This window comes from Halolactibacillus halophilus, assembly GCF_900115605.1.
Taxonomy (GTDB): Bacteria; Bacillota; Bacilli; order Bacillales; family Amphibacillaceae; genus Halolactibacillus; species Halolactibacillus halophilus.
Map to the genome: position 1 here is coordinate 38,151 of NZ_FOXC01000018.1, position 15,416 is coordinate 53,566.

Below are 15,416 nucleotides of genomic sequence, written 5' to 3' on the forward strand. Positions count from 1 at the left end.
CTACTCTTTAAAGGTTAATATGTGGTTAACGTATCAATAGTTGTTTGATCCGTATTTTTCACTAAAGTCGTAATCAATTCTTTGGCTGCCGCATAATCGTCCACATGAATAATAGAACCATGAGTATGAATATAACGTGAGCAAATACCTACAACCGCTGATGGAACACCTTTATTCGCTAAATGTACCCGTCCTGCATCCGTTCCACCTTGTGAAATAAAGTACTGGTAAGGAATATCATTTGATTCAGCTGTATCCAATACAAAGTCCCGTAATCCGTGATGGGTAATCATGCTCTTATCAAAGATACGTAAGAGTGCCCCTTTACCTAATTGACCAAATTCCTTATCGTCACCCGACATGTCGTTCGCAGGTGATGCGTCTAGGGCATAGAAAATATCGGGGTCAATCATGTTAGCGGCAACTTGTGCTCCGCGTAAACCAACTTCTTCTTGAACAGTTGCACCAGAGTATAAAGTATTGGGCAATGTTTCATTTTTTAACTCTTTTAATAAGTCAATTGCGAGTCCACAGCCATAACGGTTATCCCATGCTTTGGCTAAGATTTTCTTCTCATTCGCCATTGGCGTAAAAGGCATTACCGGCAAAATTGATTGACCTGGTTTAATTCCAATGTTTTTCGCATCAGCTTCATCATCAGCCCCAATATCAATCAACATATTTTTCATTTCCATTGGCTTTTGACGTTGTTCCGGTGTTAAGTTATGCGGAGGAATAGAACCAATCACACCGATGATCGGTCCTTGTTCTGTCAGTATTTGTACGCGCTGGGCGAGCATCACTTGGTCCCACCAACCGCCTAATGGTTGAAATCGAATCATCCCGTTTTTCGTGATTTGTGTGACCATAAAACCTACTTCATCCATATGGCCTGCAACCATCACTTTTGGTCCATTCCCGTTCCTTACACCGAATACACCGCCTAATTTATCATAAATAAGTTCATCACTGTGTTGGCTTAATTGTTCTTTCATATAGGCACGTACACGTGATTCGTCACCAGGTGCCCCTGGCAGTTCTGTTAATGTTTTAAACATATCTAATGTCTCTTTATTCACTTGTCTAGACCTCCCATTTTATATTTTCATTTCTATTGTACCGAATTTTAGCTGAACATGCTAGGTTTAGAAGAGAAACAGCGTATTAGATCTAAAGTGATTGAGTCTGTCGACTTAACTTTCAGGCATAGTCCATCAAAAAATGAGTAAGTGTAAAATAGTTCTCGGGGGGGTTCCTAAAAATAAAGAGAGCGTCGTAATATCAATGTATACACCCATACACATTAGAAAAGAGGCGCTTTTTCATGAGACAAATTATGTTAGATATCATTGAATGTTAAGGGGAATAACCGACTTAATTCAGTTTGAGGCATCATTGAAATTATACAAGTGCGAAACGATGTCAAAGGTACCATGTGGCATTCGTAAAACGAATGGCTAGGTATTGAGAAGTATCAACGTCATATTGATCTCGTGGAGCTTAAAGTCGCTGAGATAGTGATAGAAGTAAACTATAGAGAAATAGTATGTTTGTTAAAAGAGTGGGCAGCGGTGAAGATGCATTATTCAACAGTGGCGGATATTGTGAGGCGTGTTGGTAAGGAACAAGCAGATACGGGTCAACATATGATCGACGCCACTGATTATTTACCTGAAAATGAAAAGAGTAATGTGTTGTCTGTGGAGGCAAATGGTGTCTTTGTTTGTAGCACAAAACGACGAAAAGTCATTGACGTCTCACAAGCAATTATTCGTACGTTTGGCGCTAAGAAAAGACATGAAGACACATATCAAAAAGCAATTGAATCGCATAATCAGGATCAATTTATCTTGTGAATGAATACGTATGAAAGTAACTAGGATGACCCGAAAAAGTTCAAGTGACTCAGTGATTTTAAGACCTACTGACTGAATTATTGGCATCGGTATTTTGACTGGCGTGATAAAGTAGCTCACGTCCCTGATGGCGCGCGCACCCTTGGTGCGATGGAATCAAATCAACGCCGTGTTTCTTACCGCATTAAGAAGTGAGGAATGCATTGGAGTCAAGCAGGCGCATTAGGTATGGCGAAGCTTCTTCAAGCCCGCGCGAATAAGACGTTAAGAAGCAAGTATTTAAACCATTCAGCGCTCAGTTAGTATAAGTGCAAAGACATCAAGAAAAATATCCGTATGTCCCTCCTATCACTTATCGCAGAAAACACGTCCATCTGTCGGCACTACACAAGGTGACATACCGATTAACGGTGCAAATTCAAGCGCGATTGGGCAACTGGTTAAGAGCCTTTTTCTTAACTAAGTCCACCGTTGTCCTTATGTAAGGTTTTCGGGTAGTGAAAATGTTACATAAAGAAAATAGCCAGCAAACGCAAAAATGCTGAAATCGGAAAAAAACGCGCACTCAAATCTTTATTTTATAATCTTACCGAGAAGAACTTGACACAAACAATTTATTAAAGGTAAATACTTGAATCTGCAATTTACTGTGGTAAAATTATGTAGACTGCACTTGTTTATTTTTTGGGTCACTTATAAGCATGGTGTATCTACACTGTATTTTAAATACTGGATACACCACACTAAACTAGATAATTTCGATAAGCTCGGTTAAACTTTTGAGACTAATAGAAATTAATGATAATAGAGAAGAGACGCTGAATAATTATTTGTTTCTAATTCCATTGTTATATCAACTCATTTCTTTTAACGACTATTCTTTCACATAACCTATAAAAACAAGGCAGTGTGTCTTATATACCTTTTTTTAAGTTACTAAAGATGCTCCTCATACCGAACAGTATTCATTATCCAGCTGTAGATGATGGTCGATTCCTGTCTAGCCCCTGTGTGAAAAATTATGAAGTTACAACTACCTATTATAGCGTTCTGTTTTCATTTAATAAAATATCAACTATAAAATTTTAATTCTGTTAGTAAAGTGCAATTTTACACAAGAAAGGAAGGGAATTTAATAATGAAAAAAGCCTTATTATTAATTTTTATGTCTTTGACTTTAAATGCATGTGGTCAACCTGAAATTATTTATTTTGAAGGTAACGGAGATCATTGGGAAATCACTCATACAGTAGAATTACTTAGTGAGCAAATGGAACAATCAAAAACATTTGTGAAATATATTGGTGAGGAACCAACACCAGAGATGATTGATTACACAATCGAAACAAGTACTTCTAAGTCAAAGGGACAAACGACACTTAAATCTGACGGAACCGTTGTAGTAGGAGGAAGTGGACGCATGTGTGATTCATGTACACTTCACATCGATAGGAATCAGGTTGTAAATGCAACAATAAGTTGGGATGGTAATGTTGAAGTTATAGAATTAAATCCTTAGATAGAGTCTAGGATTTAGTGATTTTTCCGATAATTTTAACATTTGATTATGTAACGCTAGAAAGGGTGGTATGTCAACATGAAATTGCACAACTTTTTTAAGAAGCGAAACTCGGACTATCGCTTCTTAGTATTTTAAATTCTTACATTAACACTGCTATCTTATTGTCACTTGACTGTCGCTCTACTCGCATGCAATCGAGCCTGGCATACAGATGATAAAAACATCTGGCCTTGCCTTAGATGCTAGCACGCTCGCCTCTCCAAATAAAGTGCGCGTCTCTTTATGATGCGGCGTGAACCGCTCTGTTTTTCTTATATTCAGCGGGTGTTTGATAGTCTAGTGAACCGGGTATTCTGACGTTGTTATACCACTTGACATAGTCGAATAAACCAAGGTCTAACGCTTCTTGCGAAGCAAGTTGCTCATCTAAAATAAATTTTGTTTTTAGTGTTTTAAATACAGCTTCTGCGATTGCTTTATCTTGATTATCACGTTTTGTCGCGACGTAGTAATACGGCACTCAAGGGACTTGTAACAGAGTACACGTCACTGATATCGAATACTTGTGACGGTTGCTTCTTATCACATTTATTTTCGTCCCATGATCAGCGTGCTCTTTTTCCATGATTGGCCTCTCCCTCGAGTGATTAGTCCCACAAGTTTAACCGACCTTAACGAAACTGTCTAGTTTAGTGTAACCTATCCACCCCTTATCCCCAAAATTAAGTAAGAACACCATTTCAACTGACATATACAGATAACATTCTCAAAGCAAAGACACCTCAACCTGTTATTCAAAAGAGCGTTACCTCTCCTAGAGCTGTAGCTTGGTGGCCTCATCAAAAATATAAAAAGTATATGCCGTTTAATCGATAATAGTCAAAATGGTAACGTGCAGTCATTCATTTGAGCCGAAAAACCAATGCTAATTAGGCTAATAAGGTGTAATCCCCTATAGCGTCATACAGACAGCAAAGCTAATGCCCTTGATGCCTTTAAATACCTGACCTATCTATTTGAGAAAAATGTCTAATACGGATAACTCTCTAGATGAATCAGTTATTAAAACTTTTTATCCACGGAATCCCATGGACTTTTAGATTTCATAACAACATATATTAAAAGTTAACCCCAATATTGGTTTGATGCCTTACCTAGTAATATCAAGATCTATCTCCATTTTTTAGGGTTCGAAAGTTGAGCGATGAATGTACTATTAGATGATGCCTTACGATTATCTATTAATTTAGCGGAACGTAGCATATGCCCTCTCGTTATGCGAATGAAAGCTTCGTACTTTTCAACGAGCACCGACTGTGCTCTATCAAGTGTCATCACCTATAGCATCATACAGGCAGCCAAAGCGAATGGTCTTGATGCATTCGAATACCTTACTTAACTATTTGAACAAATGCTAATACAGAAAACTTTACGTATGAATCAGTTTTAGAAACTTTTCTCCTTGGAATTCTGACAGTCAGGTAAAATGTCAATAGCCTTTACTACACTTAACATTGTAGCAAAGGCTATTCTTCGTGCCGACCTACCTTATGGTGTATTTGGCAATAGGGAATTGGTTCTTACGCGATTTTTGGGATAATACATGCACCTAACAAGTATAAATTCATTTATTTTTTGAAGTTATGGTTGATAGAGAATTCTTAGACGTAAGAGAGGGAAACTTGCTCTTCCATACAACATGCGTTTAATAGTTTTCAAACGATTAACCTGACCTTCTAGGAAGCCATTGTTTTCATCAAGTTCTATGGCATTTAAAGTAGGTGGGAAATCAGATAACAGTCTTGAAATGAAGTGTGTAGTTAATAGATCCTGTCGATCTTTCTCATATAAAATGAGTTCACGAAACTCAGGCATATCTCTGTCCTTTAGTGCTTGTCGAAAACTTGTGATAAACGCATAGAACGGTCTCAGCTTAGGATATTTCGTTAGTATCTCATTCATTATTTTTCTTTTCTTCTCATCTTCTAAATCATTTTGCCATAATATTTTTCTAACGTTTTTTCTATCGTAATAGCTATCAGCCTGTAATTTTTGTCCAGCCTTTTTCTTTTAAGTTATGATACATAGCACGAATGGTGAGACCGTCGGTCTCCCACTGTATAACCTCTTGTTGAAATGCATCTAAAGGTTTTGGACGTTTTGTGCGCTTAAGAGATGGTGGTTCTGTCATCTCAATGTATTTCTTAACCGTTCGTGGGTCTATATTCAGAATATCGCCAATTTTCCGAAGAGAATAACCTTCTTTTTTCAATTCTTTCATATGACAAGCTTGTTCCCATTTTTTATTGGCATTTTCTATTCGAGCTTTTTCACTTTTGGTTAATGGTATCTCCTGTGGTGTTGGTACGTTTTCCTGCTTATCTTTCTCTATACGATTAGGTAATAGTTTTCTCAGTACGTTATCATGTAATGTCCATAAATTTTGTATGAGGTGAAAGCGATCGTGGATTTGTGTAATAGATGAAATGCCATCTAACACTTCTTTAAAACGCGTGTAACGATCACGTGTCACTTTTATAATCATTGTGTGTTCTTTAAACCAATTTTCTAAGGTTTCTTTCTCTCGATCTGGTAACACATCAACGGGTTGGTGTGTGAGACCATCACAAATCAGCACACCATAACGGTGCCCTTTCCTCCAAGCAAAGTCATCGATCCCGACAAAAGGGACGAACCGAAGGTTCGATGTTTGATTGATAAATAATCCGAAGTAACGTATCATGACTTGTTGGCATCCCAAGTTTTTTACTCAATTGGGCACCTTTTATACAATTATTGACGAAAGCTATATCACGTAAAGTGTCTTCTAATCGAACCGTTCGCTGTTTAGTCGGAAGTAACCAATCATAACGTTCCGTGAATACTTTGCTTTCACAAGACGTGTTGGTACAAAACCATTTTTTACTTCTCAGATAAATACATACCGCCTTATTTTGAATGGGTAAATCATCAATCACTCTTGTGTAATGACTATGTGCGCGACAACTTTTCTGATGGCAATGCGGGCATGTGGCGCTTTTTGATTCTATAAATGCCACAACATAAATACTATCAGTTTCTTCTGATATCGATACAATGTGAATATGAGGATCAAGTTTCGTGATAGAATGAAGCATAACAATCACCCCTTTTACTATACCCTGTTTTAAATACCCCTTATCCCCAAAATTGCGTAAGAACCACATTTCAGTTGACAAATACAAATTTATCTTGTGAATGAATTCGTATGAAAGTAACTAGGATGACCCGAAAAAGTTCAAGCGACTCAGTGATTTTAAGACCTACTGACTGAATTGTTGGCGTCGGTATTTTGACTGGCGTGATAAAGTAGCTCACGTCCCTGATGGCGCGCGCACCCTTGGTGCGATGGAATCAAATCAACGCCGTGTTTCTTACCGCATTAAGAAGCGAGAGATGCATTGGAGTCAAGCAGGCGCATTAGGTATGGCGAAGCTTCTTCAAGCCCGCGCGAATAAGACGTTAAGAAGCAAGTATTTAAACCATTCAGCGCTCAGTTAGTATAAGTGCAAAGACATCAAGAAAAATATCCGTATGTCCCTCCTATAACTTATCGCAGAAAACACGTCCATCTGTCGGCACTACACAAGGTGACATACCGATTAACGGTGCAAATTCAAGCGCGATTGGACAACTGGTTAAGAGCCTCTTTCTTAACTAAGTCCACCGTTGTCCTTATGTAAGGTTTTCGGGTAGTGAAAATGTTACATAAAGAGAATAGCCAGCAAACGCAAAAATGCTGAACTCTGGAAAAAACGCGCACTCAAATCTTTATTTTATAATCTTACTGAGAAGAACTTGACACAAACAAAAATGAATTCCATTTTTCAAACAGCTAAAAATAGGTTATACTGTCAATGAGACTAAAAAGTTGAGGTGATTGTTCATGAAGCAATGTAAAAAAACACTCTTTACCCTTGGGGTTGGTACACTTTTAGGTTACACAGTAAAAAGCCAGCTAGATAAGATGCCAATCAAGCCCGAGTATGCGCTTAAGCGTGCCAAAGAACGTTTTAAAGAAGCAGGACCTGTCAGTGGTTCATGGATTTATATGAAAACTGAAACATTAGCACTACACGGTTTAAACTATACCGTTTACCGCGGAGGCATTACCCGCACTGAAAATGGCGTACATACACAGTATGAGTTCTATGTAGATGCTTATACCGGTGTCATTATTGACACAAAAGTTACCAACTAGACACAAAAGCCTACGGTTTAATACCGTAGGCTTTTTACATACAAACAGTACATGCCTATGACAGGCACTGTTTATGTGGTTATCATCTTTTAAAAGAAGCTTCTACGCGGTAGATCGGATGGCCACGTTTAGAAAATTTCTCTTCATACTCTGTCATGACATTAAGCGGATCATCATCTTCATGTAAATTTAGACTAACATCATCAATCAACATGTTAAAATGAGAAAAACTCATTAGACTGTATTCAAATAAACCACGATTATCTGTTTTAAATACCAGTTTACTGTCTGGTTTTAATACTTGTTGATATTGCGTTAAAAATGTATGGTAAGTCAATCGACGTTTTTCATGGCGATTTTTTGGCCATGGATCAGAAAAGTTTAAATAGATTTGATCGATTTCATGATCGGCAAATAAGTCACGTAAATCACTTGCATCAATATTTATCAACTTTACGTTTTCCGGTTGTTCTTCAACTGCCTTTTCTACTGCACTAACGATAATACTTTTAGCAAGTTCAATCGCAATAAAGTTAATATCAGGGTGTTGTTTCGCCATTCCCATAACAAAGCGGCCTTTACCTGCACCGATTTCTACATGAATTGGTCGATCATTACCAAACACATCTTGCCACTTACTTTTTTTATCTAATGGGTTTAAGATGATATATTCAGGATGGTCCTGTAAATAATCATCTGCCCACGGTTTATGTCGTGCTCGCATGAGTGAGTCTCACCTTTCTCTTACTAAACGCATGACGCGTGTTAATATATCATTAATTTCTTGTTCTTTTATCATTGCATCTTCAACTGTTTGTAATTGGTGAAAATCGATGATGGCTTCATATAACATATACCAGTGCATCCGAATAACCAAGTGGTGATCTTCTGTCGCACCATAATGATGGAGCCATGTATCCCATTCAGATTCAGGAATATAGCGTTGGAAGAGCATACCTAAATCAATGGCTGGATCCCCAATTTCAGCGTTATCCCAATCGATTAAATACAATTCACCTTTATCAGTGAATAACCAATTATTATGGTTTAAATCACAGTGACAGACAACGGGTTTTACGCCAATAACTTGATTTAAGTGGGACTCCATAAATTTAATGGCCCGCTCAATCATCAGGTGTTTGGTTTGATCCGTTGATTGAGACAGCATCATCTGTTTCAATTCACGGAATAATTCCATTGGATTCATTGCTTTTTTACCCATACGGGTTAACATATCAAGTAATTCCGTTGAGTGATGAATACGCCCTAATAACTCGGCCACTTTTGGATGCTGTAATACTTCAGGATTTAATTCACTGCCGTCCAACCATTCTTGGGCCGTAATCACATCACCATTTTCTAAACGCTTTGTCCAAACCAGTTTAGGAACAATACCTTGCGCAGATAACACGGCTAAAAATGGTGAAGAATTTCTTTTTAAAAATAATCGTTTATTTTCTGATTGAGCAAAATAAGCTTCTCCTGTTGCTCCACCTGCAGATTCAATTGTCCATTCATTGCCTAACACATACTGCACAATGCATACTCCTTTCACTTCATTTGACAAAAATAGCGTCAAAAAGCCATTTTATTTAAGAAAACACTATACCTAGATTAACCTATTTAAGGGGTGAAAATCAAGCGTTATTTATTCCCAGTTAAATTGATCTGAGTCTTCTCTTTGCCATTCTGGGCGATTAAAACTTACCGTGTCACTAAATGATAATAAAGCATCAATCACTTTTAGTTGTTTATGTTTTAAAGTTGTTTTTAATTGGCGTTGTTTTAATACCCAGTCTTCGTGGATATTTTTTCCAATGTAGATTGTTTGAAATGGCTCCAAGTGATAGTCAATCACGTTGCTTCGTGAAAGTACTATTTTAGTCACCGGCATATCAACTTCTTTATAATTTAAAATACTTTTAACGATTTTCTCTGTGCGCTTTAATGATAGCAGCGGACTAATAAAGTTACTTCTAACGGACTTTTCTTCTTTTTGCCACTGACGATCATCACCTGCGATAATTTTCATGTCTGAAGAAAACTCTACGAGTTTAATAATATAAATATCAAATGGCGTGATAATGATAATATCTGCCTCCACTTCTGCTTTCTTCAAATGGAAGATGGGATGATACATCACTAAATACGTATCAGGAAATCGCTGTAATAAATACTTTAACACTAAATCATCTTCATACATACGATCAATAAAAGACATCTGGGTAATCGTAGATGAGGCCCATTTTAATTGAAATTGATAAAGCTGATTTAAATAATAGACCTTTAGTTGTTCTTCTGTTTTTGGTAGGGCCTGGATTGGTTCATCGTCCACAACATTTTCATCTGTGTCTTTCTTTCGTTTACGCCATTGATTGAAAAAGCTCGTCTCTTCTTTTGGTTCTTCAATTTGTTCAGGAACGACTGGATTTTCAAATGTATGACGTAGTTGTTGCCATTGTTCTTGCTTTAAACGCATATATTGACTAGGGTAATGAAATGGATCTTGTTCATATCGGGAGATATAATTTTCTAATTTGATCAATTGAGCCATGGTCACACTCCTCTCACTAAAACGGCCTCATGGACTTTTTCTTTCAAATACAACCGAATACTTTGGTAATTTATCAGGCTCTATTTTATATAAAACTAAAATTACCGGCTGCGTATCAAAAGGTAAATATTTTTCCATTAAGATTGTGTTTATTTGAGCCAACCTATTTTCTTTATTCCAAAGCGTTTGACACTTTTTTGCTAAGGTGATGTGTGGATAAAACGGGCGATTTGTTGTTTGAAACCCTCTTAAAGCTAGTTTTTCTTGAATAGACTCATACAATACCCGTAATCTTTTTGTTATGTGTGGTTCTAAAAATACTACCCGATAACCATCCTGCCGACCGAACCCATTCACTTTTGAAAAGGTTAGCGTAACAGATGGCAAATCCATCTGTTTCATCATATCAATGACAACGTCTATTTGGTCCAGCGCCCCAAAGAAGTGCAAGGTCAAGTGGTAGTCCGCATCATTCACCCACACCTTATAACTTATTCCTGAAATTGACTCTTTTAGCACATCATTTACATACTTGATTTTTTCAGTTGCTTTCTTATCAAATCGAAGTGCTAGGAAATAATGCGTCATTTACTCATCCTTTCTTGTATTAAGAAATCATTAATTTTCATTGAAAGTGTAGAATTTTTATTAAAAACGGTGTAAAATATAATTTAAAGAGATTAAGAACACCACAAGATTCATTAATTTGATATAAGGAGTGGTTTTTTGAGTCAATCTACAAACCGGATGCTAACTCGCGTAAAAGCCGTGTATCTTTTCATTAAAGTTCACGGACCCGTTTCAACGACAGAGATTGCCAATGAGTTTGAGATTACTGACCGAACAGCTCAACGTGATTTACACGTTTTAAGCTACAACGGTCTGGTCCAAAGTCCATATAAAGGACAATGGAATGTGACGAAAAAGAAAGTGAAAATCTCTTAATCGCCACAACAAGATATTGCGTAACACGCTGTCTAATTTGGCAGCTTATTTTTTTACCTTATTTTAGCTCTTGTAAATATGTTAGCTCTTCTTCTGTTAACTCCCGATATTCTCCTAATTCAAGCGATGGATCTAAAGTTAATTCCCCCATCTTCAGCCGCTTTAAATACACAACTTGTTTACCCACAGCTTCAAACATACGCTTCACTTGATGAAACTTCCCTTCTGAAATCACCAGTTCAATTTCTGATGATTCACCACTTTCAAGAATAGTCAATTCAGCCGACTTAGTATGATACCCATCATCTAATGTCACACCTTGTTTAAAGGCAACAATATCCTTTTCAGTCACCTGTCCTTTTACGTTCGCATAGTAGCGCTTACCCACATCTTTTTTTGGTGACAGTAATTTATGTGCGAGCTTACCATCATTCGTCAATAACAGCAATCCTTCAGTATCCTTGTCTAGACGACCAACTGGAAATGGAGCTCTTACTTGATCTGTTAATTCTAGCAAATCAATCACCGTCTCATCACGCATATCTTCTGTTGCGCTAACCACACCAGGGGGTTTATTTAGCATGAAGTAGACAAATTCTTGATAATGTAGTCTTTCCCCTAACACATCGACGACATCATGTGTTGGATTGACATGTTCCTTCGGTTGTTTAATCTCAACCCCATTGACTATCACTTGTCCTTTTTTGAGTAATTGTTTGACTTCTTTTCTCGAACCATAGCCTGAGTTGGCTAATAATTTATCTATTCGCATGTGTAACTCCTTTGTTGTTTAAAAGTAAAATTCTGTAGCATTTGTTCATTCATTATATCAGAAAAAGCGACTTAATCTTTTAACACGCTCACCCATGACCCGCTCTAATAATGTCGAACGGTAACTAAACCATAAATAAATATAAGCCCCCATGGTAACCGCCGGTACTAAAATAATAATACTACTTAAACGGCCATCGGTGTAGTCAATCCATTGTGACAAGGTTGCTTGTACAAATAGCACCGCGATTGACATAAAGCCTGAAAAAATTAACATAAGACTCGAGCGTTTCACTAAAGCTTTTAATGGAAAGGCAATTGCTCGTTGAATTCTGAGTAGGTTACTTAAGACTGTACCTAATGAAGCAATCCACGTAGCTATAACGGCTCCTATCGGTCCGAAAGCAAGCATCAGTGGGATATTTAAAACAGCCTTTAACACTAGGCCAATTCCTAGGCTATAGAGTGCAAATCGTTGTTGATTAATACTCTGTAAAATCGATGATGTCACGGTAAACAGAGCGAAAAATAATGCCACTGGTGCATACCAACCAAGAATCTCACCATTAAATGTGATAAAGTCATTTATACCATAAAAAGCACCCCAAATTTGATTCGATAATAAGCTCATGCCCACCACGGCCGGTAAAATAAGCAACATAATTACTTGGAGCGACTGATTAATTTGTTGATATAACCTCGAGCGATTATCTTCAATAAATGACTTAGTTAAAGTTGGTAAGCTCGATAGAGACATACCTGTTGCTAATGTGATTGGAATCATAATTAATTTATGTCCATATAGATTAATATTTGAGAAAGCATTATCTACTTCCAATTGCGTTAGACCTGCATCAAGTAATGTCCGTGAGAAGGTAATTGCATCAATTTGTTGATATAAAGGAATAGCTAACCCGACAAAAACAAATGGTCCAGCATACTGAAATAGTTCAATGAAGAGCGCCTTCGTTGATAAATCCGCCGGTCGGATGCGCTGGTGTTCAACATAACGGTTCAAATGATGCTTTCTTTTGTTCCAATATATGATTAACACAAACAGACTAGCAATTGCTCCAATAAAGGCCGAGAAGGTCGCAAAGCCGACCGCTGTCACTGTTGTTCCATCAAAGATATTTAACACAACATACACACTTGTAAGTAAGAAAGCAATACGCACAACTTGTTCGATCACTTGTGAGATAGCTGTGGGGCCCATTGACTGAAACCCTTGGAAGAAACCACGAGTAATACTCATCGATGGAATAATAAGTAGCGCAAAACTAACCATTTTAATAACCATCGCAACGTCATCGATGGTAATACCCTCAGCGTTATCTGGAATATAAATCTTTGCTAATATATTAGCACCAAAAAAGAGTAGTAAAAAGGCGATTATTCCCGTTACAAACATGAGTTTTAAGGCCATATTATACATACGTCTACTTGTTTTATAATCACCAAGCGAGTTGTATTTTGCTACAAATTTTGACACAGCTAAGGGAATGCCTACCGTTGATAAGCTAATAAAGATCGTATAAGGGCCATACGCCAGACCATATAATTTACCCCCTGTTGCACCAACTAAGCTTTCAAACGGGATTGTATACAGCATTCCTAATAGCTTTGAAACAAACGAGGCTCCCGTCAATAATAACGTACCCCGCAACATCGTATTCTTTGACATATCTTCACCTATTCTATATATATTCATCTGTTATTTGATATACATACATATTTTATCACAAATTAGATAATAACTATATGAAAAAACAAGAGAATCATTCATCCATCAGTGCCGTGACTAGTTTTTTTACAGTGAGTTTGATAAAATAAGACTATTGGTCATAAACAGATTTTTGACGTGACGTCTAACCGACGCACGTTTTTCATTGCGTACAAATAATCGTTTGCTATTGGATCAATCGATGTAACGATAACGGAGGTTTTAATATGAAGACAGATGTAGTGGTTATTGGTGGTGGACCGAGTGGACTCATGGCAGCGATTGCTGCAAGTGAACAAGGTGTCAGCACCATTTTAATTGAAAAAGGTAAAAAGCTTGGTAAAAAGCTTGCGATTTCTGGAGGCGGACGTTGTAACGTAACCAGCCGTTTACCTAAGGATGAGATCATTAAACATATTCCTGGTAACGGACGGTTTTTATATAGTGCTTTTTCCGTTTTTGATAACGAAGATATTATTCAGTTTTTCACTGATTTAGGGGTAGAGCTTAAAGAAGAAGACCATGGCCGGATGTTTCCCGTCAGCAATCAGTCAAAAGATGTCGTTAACGCCCTCATTAATCAGCTTGCCAAACAAGGGGTCAAAGTAATGACAGAAACAAAAGTGCAAGCTATTGATTACGGTGAGGATACCCATACTATTATTTTAGCAGACGGACAAAAAATTATAACGAAATCTGTCGTCGTTGCTGTTGGTGGTAAAGCTGTGCCACACACAGGTTCTACAGGAGATGGTTATCCGTGGGCAAAAAAGGCTGGACATACTGTCACTGACCTTTATCCTACTGAAGTGCCACTTTTATCTAGTCAAGCGTTTATTAAAAATAAAGCGTTACAAGGACTTGCACTACGTGACATTGCTCTAACTGTAAAAGATGCTAACGATAAGCATGTCGTAACCCATCAAATGGACATGCTATTTACGCATTTTGGTTTTTCCGGACCGGCAGTGCTTCGCTGTTCACAGTATGTGGTGAAATTACTAAACCAAGGCCAAAAACACGTCTCTTTATTTATTGACGCACTTCCACATCAAACAGAAGAACACCTTTTCAATACGCTGACAGAGAAGATTGCTGAATCACCTAGAAAAGCAATTAAAACTATTTTAAAAGGCTTAATTCCAGAGCGTTACCTACACTTTATTTTAGAAAGGAAGGCCATTGATTTAGATTTAAAAGGGGCTAATATTTCCAACGAACAACTGCGTCTCTTTATTCATGACATAAAACAATTTGAATTAAAAGCAACAGGTTCCTTACCTTTAGAAAAGGCATTTGTAACTGGTGGCGGTGTCTCTATAAAAGAGGTCAACCCAACCACACTTGAATCAAAACTTATGCCTCGATTATTTTTCTCTGGTGAAATTTTAGATATCCATGGCTATACCGGTGGCTATAACATTACTGCTGCACTCGTGACAGGACACAATGCCGGTCAAAATGCTGCTTGGCTTAGCTTTTAAAAAAACTCTTTACGATCAACCCTCGCGGTAATCGTAAAGAGTTTTTTTATAGAGAACATAAAAAACCCTCATTTAAGGACTTCCTTAAATGAGGGTTTTAGTTGCTTAGCGACGTCCTACTCTCGCGGGGCTTAAGCCCAACTACCATCGGCGCTGAAGAGCTTAACTGCTGTGTTCGGCATGGGAACAGGTGTGACCTCTTCGCTAATGTCACTAAACCATAGGATTATACCCTGAAAACTAGATAAGAAGTAAACAATCATCAAACAAAAATTTAGTTAAGTCCTCGATCGATTAGTATTCGTCAGCTGCACATGTCAC

At 37.6% G+C, this 15,416-nt stretch carries 18 protein-coding genes and 1 rRNA gene; 7 read left to right on the forward strand and 12 right to left on the reverse strand.

Annotated elements, in window-relative coordinates:
* Positions 1 to 14 precede the first annotated feature (14 nt).
* On the reverse strand, positions 15 to 1,079 hold the full coding sequence (locus BM098_RS07730) for a M42 family metallopeptidase (protein WP_089832080.1): 1,065 nt from the start codon (positions 1,077 to 1,079) through the stop codon (positions 15 to 17).
* Between the two features lie 471 nt (positions 1,080 to 1,550).
* Between BM098_RS07730 and BM098_RS07735 the strand changes: the two genes are divergently transcribed.
* Both BM098_RS07735 and BM098_RS07740 read left to right on the forward strand, forming a co-directional pair.
* Positions 1,551 to 1,856 carry a hypothetical protein gene (locus BM098_RS07735; protein ID WP_089832082.1) on the forward strand — a complete coding sequence of 102 codons (306 nt, stop codon included), beginning with the start codon at positions 1,551 to 1,553 and terminating at the stop codon, positions 1,854 to 1,856.
* Positions 1,857 to 2,994: 1,138 nt separating this feature from the next.
* Complete coding sequence (locus BM098_RS07740; protein ID WP_089832084.1) at positions 2,995 to 3,375, forward strand: hypothetical protein; 381 nt, start codon at positions 2,995 to 2,997, stop codon at positions 3,373 to 3,375.
* Between the two features lie 283 nt (positions 3,376 to 3,658).
* Here BM098_RS07740 and BM098_RS07745 read toward each other — a convergent pair whose 3' ends face one another.
* Positions 3,659 to 3,898 (reverse strand): IS3 family transposase, encoded by a 240-nt coding sequence (locus tag BM098_RS07745; protein WP_089832086.1) that lies wholly within the window; start codon positions 3,896 to 3,898, stop codon positions 3,659 to 3,661.
* A 684-nt stretch (positions 3,899 to 4,582) separates the two neighbouring features.
* Here BM098_RS07745 and BM098_RS13335 point away from each other — a divergent pair.
* The gene (locus BM098_RS13335) at positions 4,583 to 4,777 is read left to right on the forward strand and encodes a transposase domain-containing protein (RefSeq protein WP_143423388.1); all 195 of its coding nucleotides are present in this window, start codon (positions 4,583 to 4,585) and stop codon (positions 4,775 to 4,777) included.
* A gap of 242 nt (positions 4,778 to 5,019) precedes the next feature.
* On the opposite strand, the gene BM098_RS07750 is transcribed toward BM098_RS13335, so the two are convergent.
* From BM098_RS07750 to BM098_RS07760, 3 genes are all read right to left on the reverse strand, one after another.
* On the reverse strand, positions 5,020 to 5,340 hold the full coding sequence (locus tag BM098_RS07750) for a transposase (protein ID WP_407645459.1): 321 nt from the start codon (positions 5,338 to 5,340) through the stop codon (positions 5,020 to 5,022).
* 76 nt (positions 5,341 to 5,416) lie between these two features.
* A complete protein-coding gene (locus tag BM098_RS07755; protein WP_089832090.1) occupies positions 5,417 to 6,121 on the reverse strand; it encodes a transposase in 705 nt (234 codons plus the stop codon).
* On the reverse strand, positions 6,048 to 6,515 hold the full coding sequence (locus BM098_RS07760; RefSeq protein WP_159430144.1) for a transposase family protein: 468 nt from the start codon (positions 6,513 to 6,515) through the stop codon (positions 6,048 to 6,050). Before BM098_RS07760 ends, BM098_RS07755 begins: the two co-directional genes overlap by 74 nt.
* Positions 6,516 to 6,765: 250 nt before the next feature.
* Here BM098_RS07760 and BM098_RS13445 point away from each other — a divergent pair, with 250 nt between their 5' ends.
* Positions 6,766 to 6,918, forward strand: a complete 153-nt coding sequence (locus tag BM098_RS13445) for a hypothetical protein (RefSeq protein WP_159430145.1) — start codon at positions 6,766 to 6,768, stop codon at positions 6,916 to 6,918.
* A 385-nt stretch (positions 6,919 to 7,303) separates the two neighbouring features.
* The gene (locus BM098_RS07765; protein WP_089832094.1) at positions 7,304 to 7,618 is read left to right on the forward strand and encodes a PepSY domain-containing protein; all 315 of its coding nucleotides are present in this window, start codon (positions 7,304 to 7,306) and stop codon (positions 7,616 to 7,618) included.
* An 82-nt stretch (positions 7,619 to 7,700) separates the two neighbouring features.
* Here the strand turns inward: BM098_RS07765 and trmB are convergent, their stop codons facing one another.
* The 4 genes from trmB to thpR all read right to left on the reverse strand — a co-directional run bounded on the left by trmB (position 7,701) and on the right by thpR (position 10,760).
* Entirely contained in the window at positions 7,701 to 8,342 is a 642-nt protein-coding gene (trmB, locus tag BM098_RS07770; protein WP_089832096.1) for a tRNA (guanosine(46)-N7)-methyltransferase TrmB, read from the reverse strand.
* Positions 8,343 to 8,351: 9 nt separating this feature from the next.
* The gene (locus BM098_RS07775; protein ID WP_089832098.1) at positions 8,352 to 9,155 is read right to left on the reverse strand and encodes a phosphotransferase family protein; all 804 of its coding nucleotides are present in this window, start codon (positions 9,153 to 9,155) and stop codon (positions 8,352 to 8,354) included.
* Between the two features lie 111 nt (positions 9,156 to 9,266).
* A complete protein-coding gene (locus BM098_RS07780) occupies positions 9,267 to 10,172 on the reverse strand; it encodes a nuclease-related domain-containing protein (RefSeq protein WP_089832100.1) in 906 nt (301 codons plus the stop codon).
* Between the two features lie 27 nt (positions 10,173 to 10,199).
* The gene (gene thpR / locus BM098_RS07785) at positions 10,200 to 10,760 is read right to left on the reverse strand and encodes an RNA 2',3'-cyclic phosphodiesterase (protein ID WP_089832102.1); all 561 of its coding nucleotides are present in this window, start codon (positions 10,758 to 10,760) and stop codon (positions 10,200 to 10,202) included.
* A 138-nt stretch (positions 10,761 to 10,898) separates the two neighbouring features.
* On the opposite strand from thpR, the gene BM098_RS07790 reads away from it, so the two are divergent.
* Complete coding sequence (locus tag BM098_RS07790) at positions 10,899 to 11,117, forward strand: HTH domain-containing protein (protein WP_089832104.1); 219 nt, start codon at positions 10,899 to 10,901, stop codon at positions 11,115 to 11,117.
* A gap of 58 nt (positions 11,118 to 11,175) precedes the next feature.
* Here the strand turns inward: BM098_RS07790 and BM098_RS07795 are convergent, their stop codons facing one another.
* Both BM098_RS07795 and BM098_RS07800 read right to left on the reverse strand, forming a co-directional pair.
* Positions 11,176 to 11,889: a pseudouridine synthase gene (locus tag BM098_RS07795; RefSeq protein WP_089832106.1), complete on the reverse strand. Its 714-nt coding sequence runs from the start codon at positions 11,887 to 11,889 to the stop codon at positions 11,176 to 11,178.
* A 57-nt stretch (positions 11,890 to 11,946) separates the two neighbouring features.
* Complete coding sequence (locus BM098_RS07800; RefSeq protein WP_327058546.1) at positions 11,947 to 13,599, reverse strand: putative polysaccharide biosynthesis protein; 1,653 nt, start codon at positions 13,597 to 13,599, stop codon at positions 11,947 to 11,949.
* Positions 13,600 to 13,838: 239 nt separating this feature from the next.
* On the opposite strand from BM098_RS07800, the gene BM098_RS07805 reads away from it, so the two are divergent.
* Positions 13,839 to 15,095: a BaiN/RdsA family NAD(P)/FAD-dependent oxidoreductase gene (locus tag BM098_RS07805; protein ID WP_089832111.1), complete on the forward strand. Its 1,257-nt coding sequence runs from the start codon at positions 13,839 to 13,841 to the stop codon at positions 15,093 to 15,095.
* A 103-nt stretch (positions 15,096 to 15,198) separates the two neighbouring features.
* Here the strand turns inward: BM098_RS07805 and rrf are convergent.
* Positions 15,199 to 15,313 (reverse strand): 5S ribosomal RNA (rrf, locus tag BM098_RS07810).
* Positions 15,314 to 15,416 lie beyond the last annotated feature (103 nt).

Coding starts and splice junctions, on each gene's coding strand:
- BM098_RS13445 (WP_159430145.1), top strand. CDS start 6,766: ATGGAATCAAATCAACGCCGTGTTTCTTACCGCATTAAGAAGCGAGAG.
- BM098_RS13335 (WP_143423388.1), top strand. CDS start 4,583: ATGAATGTACTATTAGATGATGCCTTACGATTATCTATTAATTTAGCG.
- BM098_RS07795 (WP_089832106.1), bottom strand. CDS start 11,889: ATGCGAATAGATAAATTATTAGCCAACTCAGGCTATGGTTCGAGAAAA.
- BM098_RS07755 (WP_089832090.1), bottom strand. CDS start 6,121: ATGATACGTTACTTCGGATTATTTATCAATCAAACATCGAACCTTCGG.
- BM098_RS07780 (WP_089832100.1), bottom strand. CDS start 10,172: ATGGCTCAATTGATCAAATTAGAAAATTATATCTCCCGATATGAACAA.
- thpR (WP_089832102.1), bottom strand. CDS start 10,760: ATGACGCATTATTTCCTAGCACTTCGATTTGATAAGAAAGCAACTGAA.
- BM098_RS07800 (WP_327058546.1), bottom strand. CDS start 13,599: ATGAATATATATAGAATAGGTGAAGATATGTCAAAGAATACGATGTTG.
- trmB (WP_089832096.1), bottom strand. CDS start 8,342: ATGCGAGCACGACATAAACCGTGGGCAGATGATTATTTACAGGACCAT.
- BM098_RS07805 (WP_089832111.1), top strand. CDS start 13,839: ATGAAGACAGATGTAGTGGTTATTGGTGGTGGACCGAGTGGACTCATG.
- BM098_RS07765 (WP_089832094.1), top strand. CDS start 7,304: ATGAAGCAATGTAAAAAAACACTCTTTACCCTTGGGGTTGGTACACTT.
- BM098_RS07760 (WP_159430144.1), bottom strand. CDS start 6,515: ATGCTTCATTCTATCACGAAACTTGATCCTCATATTCACATTGTATCG.
- BM098_RS07740 (WP_089832084.1), top strand. CDS start 2,995: ATGAAAAAAGCCTTATTATTAATTTTTATGTCTTTGACTTTAAATGCA.
- BM098_RS07750 (WP_407645459.1), bottom strand. CDS start 5,340: ATGAATGAGATACTAACGAAATATCCTAAGCTGAGACCGTTCTATGCG.